The organism is Bacillus sp. SJ-10, from assembly GCF_002843505.1.
Taxonomy (GTDB): Bacteria; Bacillota; Bacilli; order Bacillales; family Bacillaceae; genus Bacillus; species Bacillus velezensis.
The window spans coordinates 3,202,083-3,224,185 of sequence record NZ_CP025258.1 but is presented as its reverse complement, the minus strand read 5'-3'; the positions used below and the strand labels follow the sequence as shown (position 1 = coordinate 3,224,185).

20 protein-coding genes and 1 pseudogene are annotated in these 22,103 nt (G+C 44.0%); 15 read left to right on the top strand and 6 right to left on the bottom strand.

Annotated features, from left to right (window positions below; translation table 11 throughout):
- The first annotated feature begins 26 nt into the window (after positions 1–26).
- From CXL14_RS15910 to lpdA, 6 genes are all read left to right on the top strand, one after another.
- Positions 27–3,875, top strand: a complete 3,849-nt coding sequence (locus CXL14_RS15910; protein ID WP_014417647.1) for an alpha/beta fold hydrolase — start codon at positions 27–29, stop codon at positions 3,873–3,875.
- Between the two features lie 32 nt (positions 3,876–3,907).
- The gene (locus tag CXL14_RS15905; RefSeq protein WP_014417648.1) at positions 3,908–4,999 is read left to right on the top strand and encodes a serine hydrolase domain-containing protein; all 1,092 of its coding nucleotides are present in this window, start codon (positions 3,908–3,910) and stop codon (positions 4,997–4,999) included.
- Between the two features lie 470 nt (positions 5,000–5,469).
- Positions 5,470–6,585 (top strand): pyruvate dehydrogenase (acetyl-transferring) E1 component subunit alpha, encoded by a 1,116-nt coding sequence (gene pdhA, locus CXL14_RS15900; RefSeq protein WP_007611171.1) that lies wholly within the window; start codon positions 5,470–5,472, stop codon positions 6,583–6,585.
- 3 nt (positions 6,586–6,588) lie between these two features.
- Entirely contained in the window at positions 6,589–7,566 is a 978-nt protein-coding gene (gene pdhB, locus CXL14_RS15895; RefSeq protein ID WP_003154528.1) for a pyruvate dehydrogenase complex E1 component subunit beta, read from the top strand.
- Between the two features lie 122 nt (positions 7,567–7,688).
- Positions 7,689–9,017 carry a pyruvate dehydrogenase complex dihydrolipoyllysine-residue acetyltransferase gene (pdhC, locus tag CXL14_RS15890; protein ID WP_014417649.1) on the top strand — a complete coding sequence of 443 codons (1,329 nt, stop codon included), beginning with the start codon at positions 7,689–7,691 and terminating at the stop codon, positions 9,015–9,017.
- Positions 9,018–9,021: 4 nt separating this feature from the next.
- A complete protein-coding gene (lpdA, locus tag CXL14_RS15885) occupies positions 9,022–10,434 on the top strand; it encodes a dihydrolipoyl dehydrogenase (protein WP_007409663.1) in 1,413 nt (470 codons plus the stop codon).
- Between the two features lie 47 nt (positions 10,435–10,481).
- Here lpdA and CXL14_RS15880 read toward each other — a convergent pair whose 3' ends face one another.
- Complete coding sequence (locus CXL14_RS15880; RefSeq protein ID WP_014417650.1) at positions 10,482–10,856, bottom strand: hypothetical protein; 375 nt, start codon at positions 10,854–10,856, stop codon at positions 10,482–10,484.
- A gap of 248 nt (positions 10,857–11,104) precedes the next feature.
- Between CXL14_RS15880 and CXL14_RS15875 the strand changes: the two genes are divergently transcribed.
- Together CXL14_RS15875 and CXL14_RS15870 are read left to right on the top strand one after the other, a co-directional pair.
- A complete protein-coding gene (locus tag CXL14_RS15875) occupies positions 11,105–11,905 on the top strand; it encodes a polysaccharide deacetylase family protein (RefSeq protein WP_014417651.1) in 801 nt (266 codons plus the stop codon).
- Between the two features lie 113 nt (positions 11,906–12,018).
- On the top strand, positions 12,019–12,138 hold the full coding sequence (locus CXL14_RS15870) for a GapA-binding peptide SR1P (protein WP_003154518.1): 120 nt from the start codon (positions 12,019–12,021) through the stop codon (positions 12,136–12,138).
- A gap of 47 nt (positions 12,139–12,185) precedes the next feature.
- Here CXL14_RS15870 and CXL14_RS15865 read toward each other — a convergent pair whose 3' ends face one another.
- Complete coding sequence (locus CXL14_RS15865) at positions 12,186–13,658, bottom strand: aminotransferase class I/II-fold pyridoxal phosphate-dependent enzyme (RefSeq protein WP_014417652.1); 1,473 nt, start codon at positions 13,656–13,658, stop codon at positions 12,186–12,188.
- Between the two features lie 179 nt (positions 13,659–13,837).
- On the opposite strand from CXL14_RS15865, the gene CXL14_RS15860 reads away from it, so the two are divergent.
- On the top strand, positions 13,838–14,104 hold the full coding sequence (locus CXL14_RS15860) for a UPF0223 family protein (protein WP_007409667.1): 267 nt from the start codon (positions 13,838–13,840) through the stop codon (positions 14,102–14,104).
- Positions 14,105–14,138: 34 nt separating this feature from the next.
- Here CXL14_RS15860 and CXL14_RS15855 read toward each other — a convergent pair whose 3' ends face one another.
- Positions 14,139–14,771, bottom strand: a complete 633-nt coding sequence (locus CXL14_RS15855; protein ID WP_007409668.1) for a DUF1054 domain-containing protein — start codon at positions 14,769–14,771, stop codon at positions 14,139–14,141.
- 235 nt (positions 14,772–15,006) lie between these two features.
- On the opposite strand from CXL14_RS15855, the gene CXL14_RS15850 reads away from it, so the two are divergent.
- From CXL14_RS15850 to CXL14_RS15835, 3 genes are all read left to right on the top strand, one after another.
- On the top strand, positions 15,007–15,195 hold the full coding sequence (locus tag CXL14_RS15850) for a hypothetical protein (protein ID WP_003154513.1): 189 nt from the start codon (positions 15,007–15,009) through the stop codon (positions 15,193–15,195).
- A gap of 133 nt (positions 15,196–15,328) precedes the next feature.
- Positions 15,329–16,126, top strand: coding sequence for an inositol-1-monophosphatase (gene suhB, locus CXL14_RS15840; RefSeq protein WP_017417710.1), 798 nt, complete (start codon positions 15,329–15,331; stop codon positions 16,124–16,126).
- Complete coding sequence (locus CXL14_RS15835) at positions 16,113–16,565, top strand: GNAT family N-acetyltransferase (RefSeq protein ID WP_014417654.1); 453 nt, start codon at positions 16,113–16,115, stop codon at positions 16,563–16,565. Before suhB ends, CXL14_RS15835 begins: the two co-directional genes overlap by 14 nt.
- 51 nt (positions 16,566–16,616) lie before the next feature.
- Here CXL14_RS15835 and CXL14_RS15830 read toward each other — a convergent pair whose 3' ends face one another.
- A complete protein-coding gene (locus tag CXL14_RS15830; RefSeq protein WP_017417711.1) occupies positions 16,617–18,182 on the bottom strand; it encodes a M4 family metallopeptidase in 1,566 nt (521 codons plus the stop codon).
- A gap of 366 nt (positions 18,183–18,548) precedes the next feature.
- Between CXL14_RS15830 and CXL14_RS15825 the strand changes: the two are divergent.
- A pseudogene (locus CXL14_RS15825) lies at positions 18,549–18,683 on the top strand (RNA polymerase sigma factor); the annotation flags it as partial.
- The gene (locus tag CXL14_RS15820; RefSeq protein ID WP_007409673.1) at positions 18,680–18,973 is read left to right on the top strand and encodes an anti-sigma factor family protein; all 294 of its coding nucleotides are present in this window, start codon (positions 18,680–18,682) and stop codon (positions 18,971–18,973) included. The pseudogene CXL14_RS15825 and the gene CXL14_RS15820, both read left to right, overlap by 4 nt.
- A 38-nt stretch (positions 18,974–19,011) precedes the next feature.
- On the opposite strand, the gene CXL14_RS15815 is transcribed toward CXL14_RS15820, so the two are convergent.
- Complete coding sequence (locus tag CXL14_RS15815; protein WP_014417656.1) at positions 19,012–19,629, bottom strand: hypothetical protein; 618 nt, start codon at positions 19,627–19,629, stop codon at positions 19,012–19,014.
- 311 nt (positions 19,630–19,940) lie between these two features.
- Positions 19,941–20,129: a YlaF family protein gene (locus tag CXL14_RS15810; protein ID WP_003154504.1), complete on the bottom strand. Its 189-nt coding sequence runs from the start codon at positions 20,127–20,129 to the stop codon at positions 19,941–19,943.
- Positions 20,130–20,240: 111 nt separating this feature from the next.
- Between CXL14_RS15810 and typA the strand changes: the two genes are divergently transcribed.
- Positions 20,241–22,079 carry a translational GTPase TypA gene (typA, locus tag CXL14_RS15805; RefSeq protein WP_014417657.1) on the top strand — a complete coding sequence of 613 codons (1,839 nt, stop codon included), beginning with the start codon at positions 20,241–20,243 and terminating at the stop codon, positions 22,077–22,079.
- The last annotated feature ends 24 nt before the right edge of the window (positions 22,080–22,103 follow it).

Here is a 22,103-nt window from a genome sequence, read left to right as displayed (position 1 = left end):
TAAAAGAAGAAAGGTTGTCGAGTTGCATGAGGTTCAGCGTATTAGTCAAACATGACGATTATATTGTTTCAGACCATGTCCTTCATCAAGTGCGTACGATACCCGGCGTAACGTATCTGGATTTAATAACACGATTTTTAGCTGAGAAAGGGATATCCCCCCGAAGTTTTGAAATCAAACATGTTTTATTCCGTGAACCTGTTGCGACGTCAGTCCATTTTGATAAAAAAGTCACCTTCCAGTTTACGGAACAAGAAAACGGCTGGCTTGTTGAAACAACAAGCAGGAAATGGGTCGCTGAAAAGGCGGAAGGTGAAGCGTCAGTCAACTTGCAGGCGGAAATCATAAGAAAAAATGCGATAAACGAAAAGACAATTTCAATCGAAGAATTAAAGAAAGGAGCCGTCCGGATTTCGGATGCTGAATCCGCCTATCGTAATTTGCGCAGGGGCGGGCTGATTCATAAAGATTTTATGAAATTGGAAGGTACGGTATTTGAAGGTGAAAATTATATTCTGGGAGAGGTCAGTTTAAGCGGACTTTCAAAAGAATATACAGATGACTTTTACATGCATCCCGCATTTTTGGATGGGTCTCTCAGCTTGTTGGGAATCCTTACATCAGACTTGCCGGATGAAGGAACAAATGCGTTTATCCCTATATATATTGAGACATTCCGGGCACTGCATAAAACAACTGGGTCTTGTTTTGTGTATATTGATAAAAACAGTATAACGCAGCCGCCTTCTAAAGACATTTTATATGCGGACATAGAAGTATACAGGCCTGATGGAGAGCTTGCTTTTTATTATGAGCGATTCGGTGTGAAAAGAGTCAGAAATGAAAAATCAATACAAAGGCTGGAGCATTCCCAAAAAGCTAAAGAAGTCGGCAGCGCAACGAACAATAAAGAAATGATCAGAAATAATTTGATCCAAGAGATAGCCGGCATGATTGAAAAACCTGCTGAAACAGTGAAGAATGATATTTCCTTTTACGAGATGGGCTTGGATTCTAAACAATTATTAGACTTATCCAAAAAATTAGAACTGATGTTAGATACAAAGCTGTACCCGACTTTATTATTTGATTACTCCACAATCGGTGAATTGACGGAATATCTGCAGGAGAAATACGGAGCTGACATTACAGACTCTATCTCTGATACAGTTTTGCACCAAGACAGTCAAAAAACATTAACAGATGAGCTGTCATCCATTATTGGAGAGGTTACAGACACACCGCCAAATAAAGCGGACAAACACCAATCTTTTTACGAACTGGGTCTTGACTCAAAACAGCTGCTGCATATATCGAAAATGCTCGAGGAAAGATTGGATACACAATTGTATCCGACATTGCTTTTTGATTATAACAATATTCATGATTTAGCGGCTTATTTAGAAGAAAAATATGATGTGCGTAATACACCGGCTGCAGCTTTTAAAGAAAAAACGCAAACGAAAGAGCCGTCTGAAAAGCCGATGCTTGAATCTTTGTATTTACAAAAAGAATGGATTGAGTCGCCATTAAAGTCCGGAGAAGTACCTAAGGAAAATACATTGATTTTCGATTTCGACAGTTCATTGAGTGATGAAATCCGTAAGTGCATCGGCAGTGAAAATGTTATTTATGCGGAAGCCGCCGCTGAATATGAAATGGTAAATGAAAAGCATTATAAATTTAACCCGGAGCAGTCTGCTCATTACACCAGACTGTTAGATGATATGAAAAAGTCCGGAGCGTTTCCGGCGTCAATCATTCATTACCTGTCAAAAAAAGCTTATACTGAAGCGGCGTTAGACCTGACTCACAGCTTTTATTCAATCCTTTATTTAAGTAAAGCTTTGATCCGTCAAAAAACAAAAGAAAACATCAACATTCTGTACGTACATGACAAGGATCAATATACAAATCCGGTTTACGCCGCGATTGGAGGCTTTTTTAAAACGCTGAATGCGGAGCAGCCGAATATAAAGTGTAAAACGGTTGAGATTTCTTCAAGACAAACCATTGAAAAAGCACCTTTGCTTCTCAATGAATTAAGTGCCGGACATCATCGGGCTGTGAAATATGACGGCGATCAAAAAAGGTGGGTGACAGCATATAGAGACGCTTCGCTGCAAACAGGACAAAAGGCCGCAAAGTTTGCAAAAAACGGGGTGTATCTCATCATCGGAGGGTTAAGCGGCATCGGCTGGATTATTTCAGCGTTTCTTTATGCAAATCACGGAGCCAGCGTTATCATTGCCGGGCGATCGAAAATGACAGCAGACATGGAAGAAAAATTAGACAGCATCCGATATGACGGGGCAAGCATTTCTTATATCCAGGCTGACATGTCAGATAAGCAGCAGGTCATCAAGTTAGCGGAAAAAATTCGTGCTGATTATTCCGAAATCAACGGGGTCATTTACAGTGCAGGCGTGTTAAAAGACTCTCTCATTATGAACAAAACAGACGCGGAAGCTCAAGCGGTGCTGCAATCAAAGGTCAATGGTGTGATTCATTTGGATGAAGCGCTCAGAGATATGCCTTTAGACTTTTTTGTTTTGTTTTCTTCCATCTCCTCAGAAATCGGAAGTCTGGGTCAAGCCGATTATGCCTACGCCAATCGTTTTCTGGAGCATTTTGCCGAGTGGAGGGAATGTATGAGAAAGGCGGGGGGAAGATCAGGAAAAACCATCGCTGTAAATTGGCCTTTCTGGAAAGACGGAGGCATGTCAGTTGATCCCGGCATCCAAGATATTATGAAAAGGGAGTACGGACTTCACCCATTAGAAAATACTGCCGGAATCAAAGCTTTTGAACACTCGCTTCTCGGCCAAGGCCACCAGCTGATCGTGTTATACGGAGAAAAAGAAAAAATACAAAACGATTTCAAGCCGTTATCCGCCCGTTCAGCACCGCCTCTGGTAAGAGATTCAGCGATTGCAGCCGATTTTGATGCTTCGTCAATCGTTACGGAAGCTGAAAGTCCTTTCCGGATACTCGGCACGGCTTCCAATCGTCATCTCGACGATTATTTGCATTATTGGAGCAGACTGAAGAAAGGAGCCCTTCAGCACAATCAAAGCGATGCCGCAAAAAAACTCATCGCTTTTTACCAGACAGAAGAAACGGAAACCGTTCATTTTCTGGCAAACACAGAAAATGCCCGGCATATGGAGATATTGATGAGCGGTAAGGGCGAAACAATTTTACTGATTTGCGGTTTTGCTACCACTGCTTACATGTGGAAAGAACAAATGAAAGAGTGGGCAGATCAATTTAATGTAATTGTCATACACACACCGGGTTACGGGCTGAGTGAGGGGAGCGCCGATTTTACACTGAGCGGGCTGGCTCAGACTTTTATCGAAGTGCTGAACGAGATAGGGGTTGCGTGGCCGATCCACATTGCGGCAGCTTCTTGGGGAGGCATGATAGGGCAGAGGATAGCCTATGAATACCCTGAAAAAGTAAAAACACTCATTCTTTCCGGAAGTTACACCGAATACGAAGAAGACCCTGAAAGCAGTGTCGAGGAAAAACTGAAAAATGATTTTATAGCTATAGGAAAATCGCATGAATATGAAAGTTTATACAGTAATCAATTTTTAAATGCTTCTATTGAACGTTTTATGAAGATACATCAACAAGAAGGCTATTCTACGATCGGCTTTTTAAAAGACATTCATACAAGAACGCTTATCCTTACGGGTGAGAAGGAAAGCGTAGTTGATCAGAAAGAAACAAAAAGGCTGCAGAAACTGCTGAGCAATGCAGAATTAAAGAAAATTAAGGGAGCGGGGCATCTTCCGAACCTCACACATCCGGAAGAATTTAATAAAGCGGTGTCAGAATTCATCAAGAAATCAGTAAGTAAAGGATGAAAACGATACATACAGTACAGGGGGAGAAAACAATGAAACAAACAATAAGCAATCCGGCATTTGATATGAAACAAATTAACGCTCTTAACAGCCATTATCAGACGATGATAGACAATGGAGATCTGCAATGTGCGAGTTATATGATGTCAAGAGGAGGTGAGGTTTTTGCAGCTGAGTCGTTAGGGGAATTTACCGGCGGACAAAACGAAAAGCAAACATTTCAGCTTGATACAATCAGAGAAATCGGTTCTTTGACAAAAGTGTTTACCGCTGTAGCCGTCATGCAGCTCGTCGAAAAAGGTTTGCTCGATCTGAAAATGCCGGTCAAGCTCATTTTGCCTGCGTTTGATAAACCGGGTTTCGGAGAAATTAAAATTTTGCACCTTTTGACTCATACGGCGGGATTAAGTTTTGAGCTGGATATTCAAAAGGCTGAAGGCATTGACTTAACGAATGAGGAAGAATGGATAAACTATCTGGTCAGTACGCCTTTGGAGTACGGAGTGGATGAAGCATGGAACTATTCCAGAACCGGTTTTGTTATACTTGGCATCATTATTTCAAAAGTAACAGGCGTATCCTACGAACAGTATGTAACAAAGCATATTATTGAAGCGCTCGGATTAGAAAGAACGTATTTTTATGTGCCTGATGCTTTAAAAGAAGAAGTTTGTGTGATCAATGAACACGAGTGCGTACAGCTGGAAAAAAGTCATCACCCGTATTTTCCGAATAAAGCGACAAGCGGTCTGTACTCTTCGTTGCGGGATATTTGGAAGTTGGCTGAAATGTTTAGAAATAAAGGCAGATTGAAAGATAAGAAGCTGCTTGGAAGAAAAACAGTCGAGGCCATGCTGAGAAATCAAATAAAGCCCGGTCTTCCTTTTTACTTCTTCGGAGCGCCCAGAGAGGAAGGCGGCTTTGGTTTAGGCGTTAATTTGTGGCCGGCCGGCGACCATTATTTCATGACAGAAGGCACCTTCTCACATCTTGGAATGGGTTGGTGCGGCATGTTTTCTGATCCAGCCGAAGATTTTACGTATGTATTTTTCACTCCGATTTCCGAGTTTCATCCTCATGCCGTGCTGACGCCGCTGAATATCGTGTGGGCGGGTATTGAATAATTAGACAAAAGCATCGTCCCGTCTGTTCGGCAGGCGGGACGATTGCTAACTGCCCGTTTTTATCCCGCGGCATCTTTTCAAAGCCTGCCCCTAAGTTAAATAACTTAATTTACTCTTTGTAATTTTTTTTAATTGTAGTACAGTAGAGTATTTTTATAATACAGTTTAAAGTCTTTTATAGTACAGTTTGGCGCAATATGGTCTTAAGTTTTATAAGCGGTTTCAAAATGAGGTTATAAATAATTGACGGCTTTGTTTAATTACTGTAAACTATGGTTGTTGATCATATTGTACTAATAAAAAATCTTTTTTTATTAGTACAGTTTAAACGTCATTATCTTTGCTTAAGCGCTATGTGAATTTCTGAATGATTAATTTTAGAATTGCAGAGCATGATAAGACTGTTTTTAATACGGATGGCTAAACGGTATCCTAACCCTGTTAAATCAAAAGAAGAGGTGGTTTAAAAAATGGCTGCAAAGACAAAAACTTCAATTGTTGATAGCAAAAAACAATTTGATGCTATTCATAAGCAGTTTGAAACGTTCCAAATTTTAAATGCTGAAGGAGAAGTCGTAAATAAAGACGCAATGCCTGATCTTTCAGATGATCAGTTAAAGGAATTAATGAGAAGAATGGTGTATATCCGCATTTTAGACCAGCGTTCAATTTCTCTTTCCCGTCAAGGACGTTTAGGTTTCTATGCACCGACAGCGGGCCAGGAAGCTTCTCAAATTGCATCACACTTCGCGCTTGAACAGGACGACTTTATCCTTCCGGGTTATCGTGACGTTCCTCAGCTGATTTGGCACGGGCTTCCTTTACATCAGGCATTCCTGTTCTCAAGAGGCCATTTTAAAGGTAATCAGATGCCTGAGGGAGTAAATGCTTTATCACCTCAAATTATTATCGGTGCTCAAATTATTCAAACCGCAGGTGTAGCTTTAGGTCTTAAAAAGCGCGGTAAAAAAGCGGTAGCTATTACTTACACTGGTGACGGCGGAGCTTCTCAAGGTGACTTCTATGAAGGAATGAACTTTGCCGGAGCATTTAAAGCGCCAGCGATCTTCGTTGTTCAGAATAACCGCTATGCGATTTCAACTCCTGTAGAAAAGCAATCATCCGCACAGACAATTGCCCAAAAAGCAGTTGCCGTCGGTATTACAGGTGTTCAAGTAGACGGAATGGATGCACTTGCCGTTTACGCTGCAACCGCAGAAGCACGCCAGCGCGCAATTAACGGTGAAGGTCCGACTCTGATCGAAACTCTTACATTCCGTTACGGACCTCATACAATGTCCGGTGACGATCCGACTAAATACCGTACGAAAGAAATAGAAAATGAATGGGAGCAAAAAGACCCGCTCGTACGTTTCCGCAAGTTCTTGGAAAACAAAGGACTATGGTCTGAAGAAGAAGAGAACAAAGTGATTGAACAGGCCAAAGAAGAAATCAAACAAGCTATCAAAAAGGCTGACGGCGAATCAAAACCGAAAGTAACAGAGCTGATTGAGAATATGTTTGAAGAGCCGACGTTCAACTTAAAAGAACAACTTGAAATTTACAAAGCGAAGGAGTCGAAGTAAGCCATGGCGCAAATGACAATGATTCAAGCGATCACTGATGCGTTACGCACAGAACTGAAAAACAATGAAAACGTTCTGCTTTTCGGGGAAGATGTAGGCGTTGCCGGAGGCGTATTCCGTGCAACTGAAGGCCTTCAAAAAGAATTCGGTGAGGACCGCGTATTTGACACGCCGCTTGCTGAATCCGGTATCGGCGGTCTCGCTCTCGGTTTAGGCCTGCAAGATTACCGTCCTGTTATGGAAATCCAATTCTTCGGATTCGTATATGAAGTAATGGATTCAATCTCAGGACAAATGGCTCGTCTCCGCTACCGTTCCGGCGGACGCTGGACTTCTCCGGTGACAATCCGTTCTCCATTCGGCGGAGGGGTTCATACACCTGAACTTCACGCTGACAGTTTGGAAGGCCTTATCGCTCAGCAGCCGGGTATTAAAGTTGTTATCCCTTCCACTCCTTACGATGCAAAAGGACTGCTGATTGCCTCTATCAGAGACAATGATCCGGTTGTTTTCTTAGAGCATATGAAACTTTACCGTTCTTTCCGTCAGGAAGTTCCTGAGGAGGAATACACAATCGAGCTTGGCAAAGCTGATGTGAAACGCGAAGGTACTGACCTTTCTATCATCACATACGGCGCGATGGTTCATGAGTCGCTTAAGGCTGCTGAAGAGCTTGAAAAAGAAGGCGTTTCTGCTGAAGTTATCGACCTTCGAACTGTAAGTCCGCTTGATATTGATACGATTATTGCTTCTGTTGAAAAAACAGGCCGCGCAATTGTCGTGCAAGAAGCTCAAAAACAAGCCGGCATCGCTGCCAACGTTGTAGCTGAAATCAATGACCGCGCGATTCTGAGCCTGGAAGCTCCGGTTCTGCGTGTTGCGGCGCCTGATACAGTATTTCCTTTCTCGCTTGCTGAGAGCGTATGGCTTCCAAACCATAAAGACGTTCTTGAAACTGCGAAAAAAGTTCTTGAATTTTAATCAGGCATCATAAAAGACGGTAAAGAGAGTCCTTTTCTCTATATGAAGGAGTCTGTTTACTAGGTTCAATGCTTGCGAATGCATAACTAAAATTTGCTTAATCAACTAGGAGGTCGAAAACTGTGGCATTTGAATTTAAACTTCCGGATATCGGGGAAGGTATCCACGAAGGCGAAATCGTAAAATGGTTTGTTAAGCCGAACGACGAGGTAGAAGAAGACGATGTTCTGGCTGAAGTGCAAAATGATAAAGCAGTGGTAGAAATTCCTTCACCTGTTAAAGGAAAAGTATTAGAATTAAAAGTTGAAGAGGGAACAGTTGCAACTGTTGGACAAACGATTATTACGTTTGACGCACCTGGTTACGAAGATCTTCAATTTAAAGGAAGCCATGATTCAGGAGATGCGAAAACTGAAGCTCAAGTTCAGTCGTCTGCTGAAGCAGGGCAGGATATCGCTAAAGAAGAGACTCCTAAAGAGCCTGCAAAAGAAACCGGCGCAGGACAGCAGGACCAAGCGGAAGCTGATCCGAACAAACGCGTGATCGCGATGCCTTCCGTACGCAAATATGCCCGTGAAAAAGGCGTGGATATCCGTAAAGTAACAGGTTCAGGCAATAACGGACGTGTTGTAAAAGAAGATATCGACAGCTTTGCAAATGGTGGAGCGGCTCAAGAAGCGGCACCGCAAGAAACAGCTGCACCTCAGGAAACAGCTAAACCTGCAGCGGCTCAGGCTCCTGAAGGCGAATTCCCTGAAACACGCGAAAAAATGAGCGGTATCCGTAAAGCGATCGCGAAAGCAATGGTGAACTCTAAGCATACTGCACCGCACGTAACTCTTATGGATGAAGTTGACGTAACAAATCTTGTTGCTCACCGCAAACAGTTCAAACAAGTTGCTGCTGATCAAGGCATCAAGCTGACTTATCTGCCTTACGTCGTCAAAGCATTAACATCCGCTTTGAAAAAATTCCCTGTTTTAAACACATCTATTGATGATAAAACAGATGAAGTGATCCAAAAACATTACTTCAACATCGGAATTGCAGCGGATACCGAAAAAGGCCTGCTTGTGCCGGTAGTGAAAAATGCCGACCGTAAAGCCGTTTTCGAAATCTCTGATGAAATCAACAGCCTTGCTACAAAAGCGCGTGAAGGCAAGCTTGCACCTGCGGAAATGAAAGGCGCTTCTTGCACGATCACAAATATCGGTTCTGCCGGAGGCCAATGGTTCACACCGGTTATCAACCACCCAGAGGTTGCGATTCTCGGTATCGGCCGTATTGCTGAAAAAGCGATCGTCCGTGACGGTGAAATTGTAGCTGCTCCTGTCTTAGCTCTTTCTCTCAGCTTTGACCACCGTATGATTGACGGAGCAACTGCACAAAATGCGTTAAACCACATCAAGCGTTTACTGAACGATCCACAACTTATTTTAATGGAGGCGTAATGTTATGGTAGTAGGAGATTTCCCTATTGAAACAGATACTCTTGTGATTGGTGCGGGACCTGGCGGCTATGTAGCTGCCATCCGCGCTGCTCAGCTTGGACAAAAAGTAACAGTCGTTGAAAAAGCAACTCTTGGAGGCGTTTGTCTGAACGTCGGCTGTATTCCTTCAAAAGCGCTCATCAATGCAGGCCATCGTTACGAGAATGCAAAACATTCAGATGACATGGGAATCACTGCTGAGAACGTAACGGTTGACTTTACAAAAGTCCAAGAATGGAAAGCTTCTGTTGTAAATAAGCTTACCGGCGGTGTTGCAGGTCTTTTAAAAGGAAATAAAGTGGACGTTATAAAAGGGGAAGCTTATTTCGTAGACAGCAACTCTGTCCGCGTAATGGATGAGAACTCTGCGCAAACATACACATTTAAAAACGCAATCATTGCTACCGGTTCTCGCCCTATCGAATTGCCAAACTTCAAATATAGCGAACGCGTTCTGAACTCTACAGGCGCACTTGCGCTTAAAGAAATTCCGAAAAAGCTCGTTGTTATCGGCGGCGGATATATCGGTACTGAGCTTGGAACAGCGTATGCGAACTTCGGAACTGAATTGGTTATTTTAGAAGGCGGAGATGAAATTCTTCCTGGCTTCGAAAAACAAATGAGTTCTCTCGTTACCCGCAGACTGAAGAAAAAAGGCAACGTTGAAATCCATACAAGCGCTATGGCTAAAGGCGTTGAAGAAAGACCTGACGGCGTAACAGTTACATTCGAAGTAAAAGGCGAAGAAAAAACGGTTGATGCTGATTACGTATTAATCACTGTCGGACGCCGTCCGAACACTGATGAGCTCGGCCTTGAGCAAGTCGGTATCGAAATGACTGACCGCGGTGTCATTAAAACAGACAAGCAGTGCCGCACAAACGTACCGAACATTTACGCAATCGGTGACATCATTGACGGACCTCCATTGGCTCACAAAGCGTCTTACGAAGGTAAAATCGCTGCGGAAGCTATTTCAGGAGAGCCGGCTGAAATCGATTACCTCGGTATTCCGGCGGTTGTATTCTCTGAGCCTGAACTGGCTTCTGTCGGTTACACTGAAGCACAGGCGAAAGAAGAAGGCATTGAAGTCGTTGCAGCTAAGTTCCCGTTTGCAGCAAACGGACGTGCGCTGTCTCTTAACGAAACTGACGGCTTCATGAAGCTGATCACTCGTAAAGAAGACGGTCTTGTAATCGGTGCGCAAATTGCCGGCGCAAGCGCTTCTGACATGATTTCTGAATTGAGCCTGGCGATCGAAGGCGGAATGACTGCTGAAGATATCGCAATGACAATTCACGCTCACCCGACATTGGGCGAAATCACTATGGAAGCTGCCGAAGTAGCAATCGGAAGCCCGATCCATATCGTAAAATAATAATGTAACAAAGAAACAGCCCCCGTTTGTAAAAGCGGGGGCTGTTTTTATTGTGCAAGCACATGCTGCATAGGTTTGATGATATCCTCTTTTTTCTTTACGGATCCCTCAATCTTCATGACCACATGCCGATGATTGATCACCATCAGCGCAGGGAACGTATTGATTTCCTCTTCCCATCCCTTTCTGTTGTCATAAACCTTCATTTGATCGACATGATGGGGATATTTCTTTTCTAAATCAAGGATCGCATCGTAATAAGGCACTTCTTTATCTATATGATTTTCATCGGAAAAAAACAAGATTTGAGTGTGATGAATGCTGTCGATCCGGTTTTTTTTGAATGGACTGACAGTAGAAACCGAACAGCTTGACAGAACGAACAGCATCAAAAAAAAGGGAATCACCGTACGGTAGCGCATCTATCTTACTCCTCTGTTTTATATAATATATTGGTTCATCCATTTATAAGGACTATATCAAGTGTATCACGAGAGGTGAAAAACCTAAGGCTTGTTACTGAATTGTTATATAATTGAAACCGTTTTTAATGAAGAAATAATACGTGTGACAACTTGCGCAGCCGATGTGTAAAAAAGGCACATTGTTTTTCGTGAGAGCGCTGTTTTTTCGTTATACTGGGGGCAAAACCATATCAGGAGGGATTGTCATGTATAAAGCCGCTGCAGCCGTCGTATGTATGTGCTTACTCGCCGGCTGCCAATCAAATGAAAAAATGCAAACAAACAAACCCCATTCTCAAGCCGCGGCCAATCATGCCAAACGGGAAAACCACCATACAAAAGAGGAAAAACAGAAAAAACAGAAGGCGGAGCCTCGTTACTATATCAATCCTAAAACCTTTTCTGTGGAAAAAATGGATGAACAGAAAGAGAAAAAACCGATCGCATTGGTAACGATCGATGACGCGCCTGATCAGCATGCCGCTGAGATTGCGGACAAACTGCATGATCTCAATGCGTCAGCGATCTTTTTTGTAAACGGACATTTTTTGAAAAAAGATGAAAATAAGAAAGCGCTTAAGCATATTCATGAGTTAGGTTTTATGATCGGAAATCATACAATGACTCATCAAAACTTAAAAGATCTTTCCGAACAAAAACAACGGGAAGAAATCATTGGCGTCAATAAAGCGGTTGAAAAGGTAATAGGAGAGAAACCCGCATTTTTCAGGGCGCCTTTCGGAAGCAATACGGACTACAGTGACAGACTTATAAAAAAAGAAGGCATGGTGAAAATGAACTGGACCTTCGGGTATGATTGGGATCAGAAATATCAATCCAAAAAAGCGCTTACCGATATCACACTGAGCAGTCCTTATCTGCGGGACGGGGCCAACATATTGATGCATGACCGGAAATGGACGGCAGAAGCCATGCCGGACATTGTAAAAGGATTGCGTAATAAAGGATATACTGTGATTGACCCTCGAGCTATAAAAAGACCGTAAAAAATAAATGTGTTATACAATTTATCAGTTGACATATTAAATGTGACATAATAATATAATAACAACAAGTAAAAATTAAGCGTTTTCAAATTCTGAGAAATGGGGAATGACAGATGGGTACAATTGTTTGCCAAGACTGTAACGAAGCGATTCATTACTTTGAGGATGAGAAGGTCACGACGTTATACGGAACATGCTGCGGACAATGCCAGTGTCATCTTGAAGAAGAGTAAAAAGCGTAAAAAGGCCCGAAACAATTTCGTTTCGGGCTTCTTTATATTTATTGGATGGCTTTTTGCTCTTTGATGACTCTGATCATTTCAAGCGTTGCATCTTCGGGACCCTGCACAGGAAGGCCGGCGTCCAAGTTTTTAAAAATGTAGCTGATATTTTCTTCAGTAATGATCTCACCCGGAATAAAGATCGGAATTCCCGGCGGGTACACCATGACAAACTCTGCGATGATCCGTCCCGCGGATTCTTTTAACGGAATGACTTCCGTATTTGCGTAAAACGCGTCTCTTGGCGTCATCGCTAACAGAGGAATTTCAGGAAGCAGAACTTCGGTTTGCTGATGAGCATAGTCATTGGCGGAAGCCTGTTTTGAAATGTCTGTAAGCGCGCTTACAAGACGGTCGGCATCTCCTGCTCTGTCTCCGGGGGTGAAAATACATAAAATATTATACAAATCGGACAGCTCGACTTCGATATTATATGATTCGCGGAGCCATTTTTCAACGTCATGACCCGTCAGGCCGAGGTTTTTGACCGAAATGATTAATTTAGTCGGATCATAACTGAAGGCAGCTTTAGACCCTGTGATTTCTTCGCCGACACAGCGGAAGCCTTCAATTTGATTGAGGCGTTCCCGTGTCTGATCCGCCAGCAGAATCGTATCTTCAAGAAGATCGCGGCCTTCTGTAGCGAGGCGTTTTCTTGCGACATCCAGTGAAGCGAGAAGCAGATAGGATGTTGACGTTGTCGTCAGCATGCTTAAAATCGACTGTACTCTTTCTTTGGAAACAAGACCTTCTCTCACATTTAAAATGGAGCTCTGCGTCAGGGAGCCTCCCAATTTGTGCACGCTTGTGGCTGCCATATCAGCGCCCGCCTGCATGGCGGACAGAGGAAGCTTATCATGAAAATGAATATGCACGCCGTGCGCTTCATCGACAAGCACAGGCACATCGAAAGAATGCGCGAGCTTTACAATGCTGCTCAAGTCCGCTGCCACACCGAAGTACGTCGGATTTATGACAAGCAGGCCTTTTGCGTCAGGGTGCTCCGTCAAAGCCCGCTCTGCGGACTCAAGCGTAATGCCGTGAGAAATTCCGAGCTCATCGTCAATTTCCGGGTGTATAAAAATCGGAACCGCTCCGGAAAATACAATGGCCGACATAATGGATTTATGAACGTTTCTCGGGATGATGATTTTATCTCCGGGTCCGCATACGGCCATGACCATCGTCATAATGGCGCCGCTCGTCCCTTGAACGGAAAAGAAGGTATGGTCTGCGCCGAATGCTTCCGCGGCCAGATCCTGGGCTTCTTTAATGATGCCCTTTGGCGCATGTAAATCATCCAGAGGTTCGATATTAATTAAATCTATGCTTAACGCGTTTTCTCCGATAAATTGTCTGAATTCCGGATCCATTCCCGCGCCTTTTTTATGGCCCGGAATGTGGAATTGGACAGGCTGTCTGTCCGCGTGCTTTTTCAGTCCGCTGTACAGGGGTGTTTCATGTTGCGGCAATTGTTTTCCCACCTTTATCATAATACCTACGGATTAGTTTGTATTACATTCAGTTTTATTACCCATTTTTTAAACGTAAAACAAATGAATTATATTATGAACTTGAAAGAAAGTAAAGAACAATTTATGATCTATGGAAGATGCTTATTTTGAGCATGATTATAAAGGAGTGAAGACATTTGGAATATCAATATCCGATGAATGAGGACTGGACGACAGAGGAGGCTGTGGATGTCATTGCTTTTTTTCAGCAGGTGGAAAACGCCTATGAAAAAGGAGCTGACCGAGACAGACTTCTGAATGCGTACCGCCGCTTTAAAGAAATCGTTCCCGGGAAAGCGGAAGAAAAGAAAATCTGCAGCCAATTTGAAGCTGACAGCACCTATTCCCCGTATCGGACTGTGAAACAGGCGAAACAATCAGATCAAGCGATTATCAAAATGTAAACAAAGCGAGCCGGCAATCGGCCCGCTTTTTATGTTATGAGACTTTCTGAGTCAGTGTGTATAAAAAGGAAAGCTTCCTAAAAGCGTCTTCAATGGTTTGCAGGAATTCATTGTTGTTCATGTTGATCACGTCTTCTTTTTGCAGCTGAATGCCGCACAATAGCTCTGCTTTTTTCACTGTCTGCAGGCGTTCAAATAATGTTTTCAGCTGCTCCTGATCCATGTCGGACTGCTTGTACGCACCTGGCTTCGTATGATCCGGCGACCATACAAAATGACCGGGAATCTGTTTTGTGATGTCCTCCTGCTTCGCTTCCAGCAATCTGCCGTATTCCTCTTTTATCGGAGATTCATAAATGATGGCAAACCATACAAACATATGGGTGTCCCATAAACCGATCTGAAAGTGAGGGAGTTTCTTATACCCGCGTTTGCTGTTGGCAAAGGCAACCCAGCTGTCAGCCGGCGGGTTGACAGATCTTCTCGCGTGCTTGGCGACATGCGGGAACATTTCATCGCCTGTCAATGCTGACAATGTCGGTGCGAAATGCTCTCCTAACAAGGTCAGCTTCGGACGGACTTGTTCTTTTAACACCTCCATGCGCGGATCTAAACCTTCTATTGTAAATGTATCGAAGTCTTCTTTTGTAAAACGCATCTGAGTCATCTTTTTCCTCCTTATCGTAAGTATTCATATTTTACCACAGCCGCCGCCGGCCGCAAAAACATTGAGAACGTTTGAGCCGAGAGGATTGGGGTAAAAAACGAATAGGTAAACACACAATTTTAAGAATGTTGTTACAGCCGAATATAAGTTTCCATACGATATAAGAAGTATCATTAATAAATTGGAAAAATGGGATGCTTTTTTAACAAATGATCTCTGGAAGGGGCGAAAGACAATGAGGCAAGTGGTGAAGGAAGGATTCAGGGAGGAAAAAAATAACCGTGTAGCTGTCTGGAGACTAGAGGTTGATTATGAATTGGCAACCCTGTATGAGGCCATGCAAAAAGAGAATGAAGATCAAATCGATCTCAGCAAAAGAAAACTGGAACGTCTCAGAAAAGAATGGATTCGGCTTAACGGATAAAGAATAGTAAAAACGAACCGCAGGAAATGGTTCGTTTTTACGTGAGAAGGCATTTTTTTCATTTTCCTTGCTTTTTCATCGCCTTTATCAGTATGCTATAGAATAAGCTATACATAGAAAAGAGGTACACGGTATGACAAATTGGACGGAAATTGATGATATCGCAAAAAAATGGGTAAAAGAAGCCGGAACGAGAATCAGACAATCCATGCAGGAAAGCTTGACGATTGAAACAAAATCAAATCCGAATGATTTAGTCACAAATATTGATAAAGAGACGGAACGCTTTTTCATTGACCGTATACAAGGAACTTTTCCCGGACACCGGATTCTCGGAGAAGAAGGGCAGGGGGATAAACTCCGCTCCCTTGACGGAATTGTCTGGATCATTGATCCGATTGACGGAACGATGAATTTTGTCCATCAAAAGCGGCATTTCGCGATCTCCATCGGCATCTTTGAAGACGGAAAAGGCAAAATCGGCTTAATTTATGATGTGATGCAGGACGAATTGTATCACGCATTCAGCGGAAAAGGGGCTTATCTGAACAATACGCCGCTTGCTCCTTTAAAAGAAGCTTCCATTGAAGAAGCCATTATTGCAATCAATGCCACATGGGTGACGGAAAACAGAAGGATTGACCCGAGTATTTTGGCGCCGCTCGTAAAACGGGTCAGAGGAACGCGTTCCTACGGTTCGGCGGCACTTGAGCTGGCCAGTGTTGCGGCCGGCCGCATTGACGCATACATTACGATGAGGCTCGCGCCGTGGGATTACGCTGCCGGCTGCGTGCTGCTGAACGAAGTCGGGGGCATTTACACGACCACAGACGGCGAGCCGTTTACGTTTTTAGATAACCACAGCGTGCTTGCGGGCAATCCGGCAATACATAAAATTATCTTTGACGACTATTTACATGCTGACAGGTAGAGATTTTGAAGAAGAAGATCTCGGGTTTCTGGAGCAGCTGGCGGCATCACACCCGGTGTGGAAAAGCGAAGAGTTCGGAACAAAAAATGCGGCGGAGTTTATGCTTGCATACTCCATGTACAATGGAACGTGGCTCGTATGGGAGATTGACGGCGCTCCTGCCGCCGTCAGTTTTCATTTGGAATGGGCGCCTTCAAACGGAAAACCGTGGCTCGGAACCGTGGCCGTCGCTCCGGAGGCAAAAGAGAAAGGAATCGGACGCGCGGTCATTGAAGAGATTGCGGGCCGGCTGAGAGGGGAGCATAAAGCGATGTTTTCAGCCGTTCCCCTGGACAGGCAGGAATGGGTTTTGTTTTTAAGCCAATGCGGCTTTGAACAGCTTAAGCTTGAAAAAGACGATCGGGAAAAAACATATATGATCATGGTGAAGCCATTGTGAAATGTTTCAGATATAAAAAAGAGACCGGATTTCTCCGGTCTCTTTTCTTGTTTACAAGCCGACCGCATTCCAGGCCGCTTCTACGCTTGCAGCGTCTTGAGAGCCGTAAAGGTCCCGCGCTGATTGAATCAAAGCTGCTTTTGCATCTTTAAAGCTTGATGACGGAGTGAGATATACCGTCAGTGCACGGTAGTAAATCTGCTCCGCTTTTTTCACGCCGATTTTTGTAATCGTGTTGTAAGCGGCTTTGTTCGGAATTCCGCTGTTTGTATGCACGCCGCCGTAGTCGCCGGCATCAGTATTCGGAAGGTTTCGATAATTTTTGTAATGGTCGGGCTGTCCGTATTTTGTCGGATTGGATAAACTGCGGAGAGCCGGCTGGCTGACCGTAATATCTTCACCGATATCCCAGTCCTCAGTATCATTGAAGTATCCGAATACATCAGAGAAGGATTCGTTTAAAGCGCCCGGCTGATTTTCATAGTTCAGGTTGGCTGTTTCCTGTGTAACACCGTGTGTCATTTCATGGGCCGTTACGTCCATTGAACCGGAAAGAGGCGAGAAGAATGAGCCGTCACCGTCACCGTAAATCATTTGGTCGCCGATCCAGGCCGCGTTATTGTATTTGCTGCCGTAATGAACGGAAGATACGATTTTGCCGCCTTTATTGTCGTAGCTATTGCGTTTAAACGTCTGATAGAAATAATCGTACACTTTGCCGAGATTGTAATGCGCATCAACGGCAGCGCGCTGAGAAGAAGTTGTGAACTGGTTTGTAGTGCTTGATACGAGCGTGCCCGGCAGGTTATATTGTCGGTTTTGCAGATCGTACGTAATAATTTGCGTTCCGGTAGGTTTAGAAAGATCACGCATTACATATTTGCCGCTTTCAGAAGAAATATTTAATGAGACCGTTTTTCCTTTAAGAGTCGTACCTGTTCCGGTTGCAGCGGCATGCTCCACTTTGTTTTGCTTTTTCAGGACTTTCCCTGTTTCCGCATCAACGGTTACTTCCCAGTTAGCTGGTTCCGGTTCGATGTAGCGGATGGTTACATCATAGGCGAGGCGGTATTTACCGTCTTTTGTGGCCGCTGCTTTCAGCTCGGCTTTGTTTTTGTTTGCAACGTTGCCGTTAGAGACGGCTTCAGGTGATTTGCCGATTGCTTTAAAAGCATGATCCAGCGCCTGATTTGCAGATAATTTTTTGCTGTTTGCCGTTTTGGCAGAAGCATCGTTGTTTAATTCACCGTTAATCGCATAGACATTGTTGGATTTATCGACGTGAATAATGACTTGCGAGTCTTTCACAGGCACACCGTTAACGACAGGCACATAACGGAAGTGCTTGTAGCCGAGATCATCGGTCGTGTGGTCAATCAGCTTCAGTCTCTCAGAAGGGTTGCCTTTGAAGACTTTGCCGTTTTGTTTCAAGTATTGCTTGATTGCTTTGTCACTGACTGAAGGCAATTCAGATTGCACCAAAGAATGCTTCGGCACAAAGTTCGTCAGGTTTTCTTTAAGCTGAGGATTCTCAGCGGCCTGAACACCCGGAAGACTGATGGTTAAACTCATAAAGGAAGCGGCGACAGCAACAGACAATTTCTTACCTAAACCCACAATAAATCCCCCTTTTTGAAAATAATGAAAACTTATATTGTTATAATAAACCAGCATTCTCTCATTCTGCAATATAAAACTAGACTCCGCTGATGAATTGATAGAATCGTCCCGGAAAGGCTTCCGGAGGCCAGCATCGGGGGATAAGCCGAGAGGCACGTGTTGAATCAGACATGAGTCGAATGATGCGATTTATTCTGAAAAAAATGACAAATGAAGTCGGGAAAAATGATAGGGGAAAAATGTTCCGATTTGTAAAACTTTTTTTATAGCCGTTTGTCTAAACGGGTGAGGCCTTAATAAACGAAAAGGATTGTTTCAGATGTCAGAGATTTTCAGTCATTTTATTCAGCATTTCGACAGATATTTCAAGAGCTGTCTTACGAAGAGATTGCAGATGTTTTGGACTGGAGTCTTTCGAAGGTGAAGAGCACCCTGTACAGGGCGAGAATGCAGCTGAAACAGCACTTGGCGGAAAAAAGGAAGGACGGACAGATATGACTTGCTGTTTAGTGAGAGATTTACTCCCTTTATATATTGAAGGCGATTGTGAAACAGAAACGGAGCGGTTTATTTCCCGCCATCTTGAATCATGCGGTAAGTGCGGGAGTTTATATCATATGATGAAGGAGCCGCTTGACCTCGGCAGCCCTGAGATGAAGGCGCCAGCCTGTTACGCAGAAGAAGAAAGGCGGTTTAAGGAACGGTATTACGGGAAGCTGCTGATAAAAGCAGCCTGTTTGTTCGGCGCTGTTTTCTTTATCATGCTGATCCTTAAACTGCTGATTTAAAAAAACGCCCGGCTGAATGACCGGGCGTTTTAATCCGTTTACTCAGCCGGATGAAAGGCTGTATAAATGCCTTCAAGCAATTCCTGGGGCAGTGAATTAAAGAATCCGGCACACAGCTTTGCTTCTTTTTTTCCTGCTCCTGCTTTTTCAGCAAGGTCCTGATCAAACGTATACTCACCGTCTTCTTCAATCAGCGCAGATTGAAGGATATGAAGACTTTGGGAAAAAGCGGTGAACAGCTGATCAACGATAAGGGCCTCTTTTTCCGTAAAGCCGAGCTCCACCGCTTTTTCTTTATTAAATGTATATTCGCCGTCCGTTTTCTCAATACATTGGGAAAGAACGGTTAAAAATTCGGTTGAACTGTCCCACAGCTTTTGAATGATCTGGGCTTGTTCTTGATCTAATCCCAATTCCACCGCTTTTTCGCTGTCAAAATAATAGACACCGTCTTTTTCGTAAATCGATTGGCTGATGATGTCAATGAGTTTTGCCGCGTCTTCCGGTGTTTTCTCTGCGGAAGCCTGCAGGATATGCGGTTCATTTGCCTGGATCGTTTTTGCGCCGGCAGAATCAAGCGGACTGAATGCAAGCAAGGCGGCTGAGGCGGTTGCGGCGGCAGTTACAGCGGTTTTCTTCAAAAAAGATGTTTTCATTTCGTTCTCTCCTTGTCATGTGTATTTGCTTACAGCCACAAGTATAAAAAGACAATGATGGAATTGATATAGGAGGTATGGTATTTTCTGCATAACGATGCCGGACTATTTCAGACTGCATCTTCTGAGGGAATCTGCTGATGTAACTAGAATGGGAGCTGTCATTTCCGGCTTCCTGACTAGGCGGCGGGGGAGATAAGCCTTACATCTAAAGCCTGTTTTGAGCATGTGAAAAAGCCTGAATCTTTGATTCAGGCTTCATTAGATATTGTGCTTTCCATGTTTACCGAATTTTGCAAAGGGCCATGCTTTTAATCAAGCAGTCCCTGTTCGCGCATTTTTTTCTTTACGGTGAAACCGCTTCCCATCATGGCGATAACGAGAACAATGCTTCCGATGATGCCCCATGCGCTTTTCTCAGCGATTGATACGCCGATCAGCATCATGCTGAAGACTGCTGCGAATGCAAATAATAATAAGAGCCAATTCAATTTTTTCATATTTCCATCCCCTTTAACGTCATACTTTCAGTTTACAGAAAAACGTAACGCTTTTAAAGAGGATGTGTGGTATAATATGAAAGTTATCTAATTTTTTTAGGAGATGAAAATGTGAAACTTCGAAACGATCTTCGCAACATCGCGATTATTGCCCACGTTGACCATGGGAAAACGACTTTGGTAGACCAATTGCTTCACCAAGCCGGAACATTCCGTGCCAACGAAAATATTGCCGAGCGCGCAATGGATTCAAACGATCTTGAACGTGAACGCGGTATTACAATTCTTGCGAAAAATACTGCGATTAACTATAAAGATACACGCATTAATATTTTGGACACTCCGGGACACGCCGACTTCGGCGGAGAGGTAGAACGGATTATGAAAATGGTTGACGGCGTTCTGTTAGTCGTTGACGCATATGAAGGCTGCATGCCGCAAACCCGTTTCGTACTGAAAAAAGCCCTTGAGCAGAACTTAAATCCGGTTGTCGTCGTAAACAAAATCGACCGTGATTTCGCCCGTCCGGAAGAAGTCATTGATGAAGTGCTTGATTTGTTCATCGAGCTTGACGCAAACGAAGAACAGCTTGAGTTCCCTGTCGTCTACGCTTCTGCGATTAACGGAACGGCAAGTCTTGATCCGAAAAAGCAGGACGAAAATATGGAATCATTGTATGAAACGATTCTTGAACATGTCCCTGCCCCGGTAGATAACGCCGAAGAGCCTCTTCAATTCCAAGTGGCGCTGCTTGATTACAATGATTATGTCGGCCGTATCGGTATCGGACGCGTTTTCCGCGGCACGATGAAAGTGGGTCAGCAGGTTTCATTGATGAAACTTGACGGAACGGTAAAATCATTCCGCGTAACGAAAATCTTCGGTTTCCAAGGATTGAAACGCGTGGAAATTGAAGAAGCGAGAGCGGGAGACCTCGTTGCCGTTTCGGGCATGGAAGATATCAACGTCGGTGAAACGGTTTGTCCGGCTGAACACCATGAGCCGCTGCCGGTTCTGCGCATTGATGAGCCTACGCTCCAAATGACATTTGTCGTAAACAACAGCCCGTTTGCAGGCCGTGAAGGCAAATATGTCACATCCCGCAAAATTGAAGAGCGTCTGAACGCGCAGCTTCAAACAGATGTCAGTCTCCGTGTCGAACCGACGGCATCACCTGACGCATGGGTTGTTTCAGGACGCGGTGAGCTTCACCTGTCCATTTTAATTGAAAACATGCGCCGTGAAGGCTATGAGCTTCAAGTGTCTAAGCCTGAAGTTATCATTAAGGAAATCGACGGCGTAAGCTGCGAGCCTGTTGAGCGCGTGCAGATTGACGTGCCTGAAGAGCATACCGGTTCTGTTATGGAATCAATGGGTGCGAGAAAAGGCGAAATGCTTGATATGATTAATAACGGAAACGGCCAGGTCCGCCTGATCTTTACCGTACCTTCGCGCGGACTCATCGGCTATTCTACTGAGTTTCTGTCACTGACACGCGGTTTCGGTATCCTGAACCACACGTTTGACAGCTATCAGCCGATGCAAAAAGGCCAAGTCGGAGGCCGCCGTCAGGGTGTGCTCGTTTCCATGGAAAACGGAAAAGCGACATCTTACGGAATTCAAGGTATTGAAGACCGCGGCGTCATCTTCGTTGAGCCTGGAACAGAAGTATATGAAGGTATGATTGTCGGCGAACATAACCGTGACAATGACCTTGTCGTCAATGTCAGCAAAATGAAACAGCAGACAAACGTCCGTTCCGCTACGAAGGATCAAACGACTACGATTAAGAAAGCGCGCATTATGTCGCTTGAAGAATCACTCGAGTACTTAAACGAAGATGAATACTGTGAAGTAACGCCGGAATCCATCCGTTTAAGAAAGAAAATCCTGAATAAAAACGAACGTGAAAAAGCGGCGAAAAAGAAAAAAACAGCAGGAATGTCTTAATCACTTGCAGAATTTGAAAAGGTA

Excerpts from the sequence above, each read along its gene's own strand:
- CXL14_RS15905 (WP_014417648.1), top strand. The coding sequence starts at position 3,908 with ATGAAACAAACAATAAGCAATCCGGCATTTGATATGAAACAAATTAAC.
- suhB (WP_017417710.1), top strand. The coding sequence starts at position 15,329 with ATGACAAATTGGACGGAAATTGATGATATCGCAAAAAAATGGGTAAAA.
- CXL14_RS15875 (WP_014417651.1), top strand. The coding sequence starts at position 11,105 with ATGTATAAAGCCGCTGCAGCCGTCGTATGTATGTGCTTACTCGCCGGC.
- CXL14_RS15870 (WP_003154518.1), top strand. The coding sequence starts at position 12,019 with ATGGGTACAATTGTTTGCCAAGACTGTAACGAAGCGATTCATTACTTT.
- CXL14_RS15835 (WP_014417654.1), top strand. The coding sequence starts at position 16,113 with ATGCTGACAGGTAGAGATTTTGAAGAAGAAGATCTCGGGTTTCTGGAG.
- pdhA (WP_007611171.1), top strand. The coding sequence starts at position 5,470 with ATGGCTGCAAAGACAAAAACTTCAATTGTTGATAGCAAAAAACAATTT.
- CXL14_RS15855 (WP_007409668.1), bottom strand. The coding sequence starts at position 14,771 with ATGACTCAGATGCGTTTTACAAAAGAAGACTTCGATACATTTACAATA.
- CXL14_RS15880 (WP_014417650.1), bottom strand. The coding sequence starts at position 10,856 with ATGCGCTACCGTACGGTGATTCCCTTTTTTTTGATGCTGTTCGTTCTG.
- lpdA (WP_007409663.1), top strand. The coding sequence starts at position 9,022 with ATGGTAGTAGGAGATTTCCCTATTGAAACAGATACTCTTGTGATTGGT.
- pdhB (WP_003154528.1), top strand. The coding sequence starts at position 6,589 with ATGGCGCAAATGACAATGATTCAAGCGATCACTGATGCGTTACGCACA.
- CXL14_RS15910 (WP_014417647.1), top strand. The coding sequence starts at position 27 with ATGAGGTTCAGCGTATTAGTCAAACATGACGATTATATTGTTTCAGAC.
- CXL14_RS15850 (WP_003154513.1), top strand. The coding sequence starts at position 15,007 with ATGAGGCAAGTGGTGAAGGAAGGATTCAGGGAGGAAAAAAATAACCGT.
- CXL14_RS15815 (WP_014417656.1), bottom strand. The coding sequence starts at position 19,629 with ATGAAAACATCTTTTTTGAAGAAAACCGCTGTAACTGCCGCCGCAACC.
- CXL14_RS15810 (WP_003154504.1), bottom strand. The coding sequence starts at position 20,129 with ATGAAAAAATTGAATTGGCTCTTATTATTATTTGCATTCGCAGCAGTC.
- CXL14_RS15820 (WP_007409673.1), top strand. The coding sequence starts at position 18,680 with ATGACTTGCTGTTTAGTGAGAGATTTACTCCCTTTATATATTGAAGGC.